Here is a 4,295-nt window from a genome sequence, read left to right on the forward strand (position 1 = left end):
AAAAAAGCAGGATGTTACCCTGCTTACTAATCCAATTCCTTGTTTCAGGAGATTTTATTTCATTGAAATGTTGAGAGCTCTGATCATTATTCGTAAATATTAATAAGTTACAGTGTAGCTAACAGTTTTTATACCGAATAGATTGGCTTGATTTATATCACTTGAAGTATAACCGAAATAAATATCAAACCATTGTCGAGTTAAACCTCGGGAGCAAAATACATCCCCCATATCCTCAACTGTAAAATATTGCATAGAAGTTCCAGACGGAGTTTTTAAAACTGTGGAAGTTTTAATAACTGCTCCGAAAGGAAAAATTGTTCCTGAACTCGGACTACCGCAAGTTTTAGGATGTACTGCAGCAGTTTTATATTTTTGAGGGGTTGTACCATAATAAGTTAACGAACCTGCTGGTGCAGTATACGCTGTTACATCTTGATTTAAATAAGTGTAGGAGGCTGCACTAGCATAATCAATAAAAAGTGAAGTCAATAGGATCGCTGAAAAAAGACTCGTAACAATCTTAGTTTTAAGCTTTTTAAACATGTTAAACACACCTTTCACAAGAAAATTTGTTAATTAATCATTATTTTATCAGTAAATACTAAGATGTTATCTTGGTAACGAATTTTCCAGTCCTAGCATTGAAGATAATCTTTATAAACCTACCCTTTTTATCCCTACCAACCACTTCAACAGTCGGGTCACTGTTTAACTTTCGCAAAACAAAATGATATCCTTCGGCCCAACCTTTTCCTGGTAATAGGTTATATTCCTTTTTTGCTTTATCAACAATTTTATCGCTATCAAAATGAATCTTGTTTAAATCTACTATATTTTCATTGTTTACAGGTTCAGTCAATGCTAATTTTTCTACTACTTTTTGATTATGAATTGTATATAACATTTGATCATCTGTACCTGGTTTAGCTAGAATTACATTCCAATATCTTCTTTTCCCGTGTTCCCCTTTACTTTTACTTTCTTTTTCCTTATCGTCAACACTTAATACATAATAGATTTCTGCATCTTTACTCCACTCCTGTCTAGCTTTTTCCTTTGCAAACTTACAGGCTTCTAAAAGTGAAAATTCTTTTGAAGAGGCAGAACTGTTGGAATGGTAAGTAAACACAATTGCTAGAATAAATATTGTGAGAACACAATAAATAAGTTTCTTCATCAATTACCTCCTTTTATATATTAAGGTTTTTATAAACATAAATTCAATTAATATGGTAAAACTCCTTTGTAGAAAAACTACTTTTATTGTCGAAACTTGATAAGAATATAATGAAGTGAGTTGTAAAATCACCATTTAATTACATATGCTTTGCGGATGGTGTCAGCTACGCTGGTACTACCCCTTTTTATATACATGCAACGAAAAAGTTTAACATATCATTGACGGAAAAGTCGCTTATCCACTTTTCGACTGGCGGTGACCGAACAATCACCCGCTTCGCAGCCCCATACATGGTTCCGGAAGCGGCATTGTTCGCTCGCCCGACAGTCGATCCAATCGCTCTGTAAAAACTACAAATGTTAAAGATTCAAATTGCACCTATATAGAATAAAGTTCCCCATATAATTTTTGAATTTGCTTTTTCAATAATAAATTTTCCTCTTCTAAAACCTTGACCCGTCCTTTTAAGTTTTTTATCAATACCTCTTCGGACTTTAAACTTTTTTGTTTTTGAAGCTTTAAGGCACCATTTAAACTTTTTTGTTGTTGTCCCCGAATTGATTCAATTCTTTTTCTAATTTCAGGCTCTTTATAAAACCATGATTTTGACACACCAGCTTCCTTAGAAACAGTATTAAAGTTGATTGTTTTTCCCTCTAAAGTCATTCTTGATAGAACTTTCTCTGCGTTATCTCTTGTTTTTAAGGCTTTTTCTCTTGATAAACGAACAATTTCACCTGTATTGCGCTTTGGACTACGTGAACCGAACAAGAGGGATCGGATTATTGATTGGTGAACCAGGGTCCGGCAAGACATTCGCCCTTCGGGCGTTTAAGGAATCCCTGAATCCGTCACTGTATCACGTCGTTTATTTTCCATTGTCAACGGGAAGCGTGATGGACTTTTATCGCGGCCTTGCCTTCGGGCTCGGGGAAGAGCCGAAGTACCGTAAGGTCGACTTGTTTTATCAAATCCAACAAGGGATCGAGCGCTTGTATCATGAACAACGGGTAACGTCAGTGTTCATCCTCGATGAAATGCATTTAGCGAAGGATGCCTTTCTGCAGGATATCGCGATCCTGTTCAACTTTCACATGGACTCAACGAATCCGTTTGTCTTGATTTTGGCGGGGCTGCCCCATTTACAGGCAAAACTACGGTTGAATCAACACCGTCCGCTTCACCAACGAATCATCATGCGATACCAGATGGGCCTTGATAAGGAAGAAGTGGTGGGATATATCGAACACCGCCTGAAACAGGAGGGGGCGAAACACCCGATTTTTACCCCAGCTGCCTTAGAAGCGATCGCCCTGCAGTCGCAGAGGTGGTTGCGGATCATCAACAACCTTGCCACCACTTGCCTGTTATACGGCGCTCAATTAAAAAAACATATGATTGACGAAGACATTGTGCGTATGGAAGCCGAAGAAATGGGGTACTGACACAGGAGGGGCTGATCGGCCCCTGTTATGTTTCATCCCGATCCATCCTCATTCTAGTTGATCATCCGAAATAATGTGCAAACGTTCGGAAATAATCTGCAAAACCTGGAATAATTCGCAAAGATTTTGCACATTATTTCCGAATAAGTTCGAAATAATTTGAAAAAGGGATTCTGAAATAATGTGCTAATTTACATTAATGGGGTAAGAAAACGTCAAAGGACATGGCAATCCTCGAATAAGGATTTAAAGATGTCATGGTCGTACTGGACTATCCTAATCGTTATCGGTACACCTACCACACCTACGCACAACCAACTTTATTAAAATTTCGGCAACGCCTCCACGGCATCCGCCAAATCACTATAGCTGTCTTTTAAGTATCGAGACGTCGTGGCAATATTGCTATGACCAGCGAGCCGCCGCACTTTCTCGATATCGTTGTTCGTCGCCTTTAACATCCACTTACAAAACGTATGCCGGAACATATGGGGCGTCAGTTTTTTGTTCGGCAGGCTGTAGCTTTCGATCATTCGCTGAATGCCCCGGACCGAAAATTTCGGAGAACGCTGGCTGTAAAAGACATATGGCGATGCGGCCACATGCGATTTCTTTTTCGCCATTTCCGCACGAAACTTCAGCCAATCCTCGAGTTCTGCCAGCAAGATATTCGAAATAGGCACCGTTCGAACTTTCATGCCTTTTCCTACAATTCGAATTCGTTTCATTTCTAAATCTAAGTCCGTTAATTTTAAATTGGATAACTCTTCCACCCGCAATCCCGCATAAGTAAGCAGGTACACCACCGCGCGGTCCCGCCGATATTTCTCCTCGGGATCGACTCCCCGGCTTTGCACCGGTTTTTTCCGCATCCGATGTAATAAGTCCTCAAATTCTTCTTCCGTCAGCCACATAATTTTTTCGTTGTCTTCATCAGCCGATTTTAAATCCTGGATGTCTTTCATTGGGTTCTGTTCGAGCTTATGATGTTCGACTGCCCATGCATAAAAGCTTCGCAGCGAATTAAGCCGACGGTTGATCGTGGAAATGGCCAATGGTTTCCCTTCCTTTGGATTCAACATTTGCTCGATCCATTTGCGAATGTCAGCCGCCGTGACGTAATCACCTGGACGGATATGTAAATCATTGAAAAAGATATTTAAGTCATTCGTGTAGGAGATGATCGTGTTTGAAGAAGCTCCTTTCTCCTGAAGGTAGGTGACATACTCATTTAGCATCTTTTTCACCCTTTCACTTATACGACGAGTTTAAATCGATTCAAAGAGCAAATAATCGCTTTAAAAAATAACATTATATGACGAGTATATCATAAAAAAGAATCAATTGTTAGTCATATAATGTATATTATGCGGCTAGTTAAATCGATCTAATGTTGAATGATGAATATTATGTTACGTTCATCAATTCTCAACAAAACGAGTAATTTGAAAAAGGTTTACGGGAGAGGAAAATGAGATAATTTATAAAAAAGCTAGTTATCATATAACTAGCTTCAGACTGTTGACAAAATGGGTTTCAGACGAATGTCTGAAACCCATTTTGTTCCATAAATAGACTATGTTTTCAAAAAAAGTGGGTAGGATGGGAAGCCATGCAAAGGAAAAGGAAGGGCGGTGCTTCGCCTTCCATCTCACATTTCGCACCCT

General features: G+C 39.0%; 4 protein-coding genes and 1 pseudogene. 1 reads left to right on the plus strand and 4 read right to left on the minus strand.

Annotated features, from left to right (window positions below):
* Window positions 1-99 precede the first annotated feature (99 nt).
* The 3 genes from I656_RS17840 to I656_RS09270 all read right to left on the minus strand — a co-directional run bounded on the left by I656_RS17840 (window position 100) and on the right by I656_RS09270 (window position 1,954).
* Window positions 100-546: a hypothetical protein gene (locus I656_RS17840; protein ID WP_128570075.1), complete on the minus strand. Its 447-nt coding sequence runs from the start codon at window positions 544-546 to the stop codon at window positions 100-102.
* Window positions 547-604: 58 nt separating this feature from the next.
* Window positions 605-1,180, minus strand: coding sequence for a hypothetical protein (locus I656_RS09275; protein WP_200861011.1), 576 nt, complete (start codon window positions 1,178-1,180; stop codon window positions 605-607).
* 381 nt (window positions 1,181-1,561) lie between these two features.
* Window positions 1,562-1,954, minus strand: coding sequence for a DUF6262 family protein (locus tag I656_RS09270; RefSeq protein ID WP_033005382.1), 393 nt, complete (start codon window positions 1,952-1,954; stop codon window positions 1,562-1,564).
* Here I656_RS09270 and I656_RS0115355 point away from each other — a divergent pair.
* Window positions 1,930-2,628, plus strand: a pseudogene (locus I656_RS0115355) (ExeA family protein); the annotation flags it as partial. The gene I656_RS09270 and the pseudogene I656_RS0115355 overlap by 25 nt on opposite strands.
* 323 nt (window positions 2,629-2,951) lie before the next feature.
* Here the strand turns inward: I656_RS0115355 and I656_RS09265 are convergent.
* Window positions 2,952-3,866: a tyrosine-type recombinase/integrase gene (locus tag I656_RS09265; RefSeq protein ID WP_033005380.1), complete on the minus strand. Its 915-nt coding sequence runs from the start codon at window positions 3,864-3,866 to the stop codon at window positions 2,952-2,954.
* Window positions 3,867-4,295: the final 429 nt, after the last annotated feature.

This window comes from Geobacillus sp. WSUCF1 (assembly GCF_000422025.1).
Classification (GTDB): Bacteria; Bacillota; Bacilli; order Bacillales; family Anoxybacillaceae; genus Geobacillus; species Geobacillus zalihae.

Excerpts from the sequence above, each read along its gene's own strand:
- I656_RS17840 (WP_128570075.1), bottom strand. The coding sequence starts at position 546 with ATGTTTAAAAAGCTTAAAACTAAGATTGTTACGAGTCTTTTTTCAGCG.
- I656_RS09265 (WP_033005380.1), bottom strand. The coding sequence starts at position 3,866 with ATGCTAAATGAGTATGTCACCTACCTTCAGGAGAAAGGAGCTTCTTCA.
- I656_RS09275 (WP_200861011.1), bottom strand. The coding sequence starts at position 1,180 with ATGAAGAAACTTATTTATTGTGTTCTCACAATATTTATTCTAGCAATT.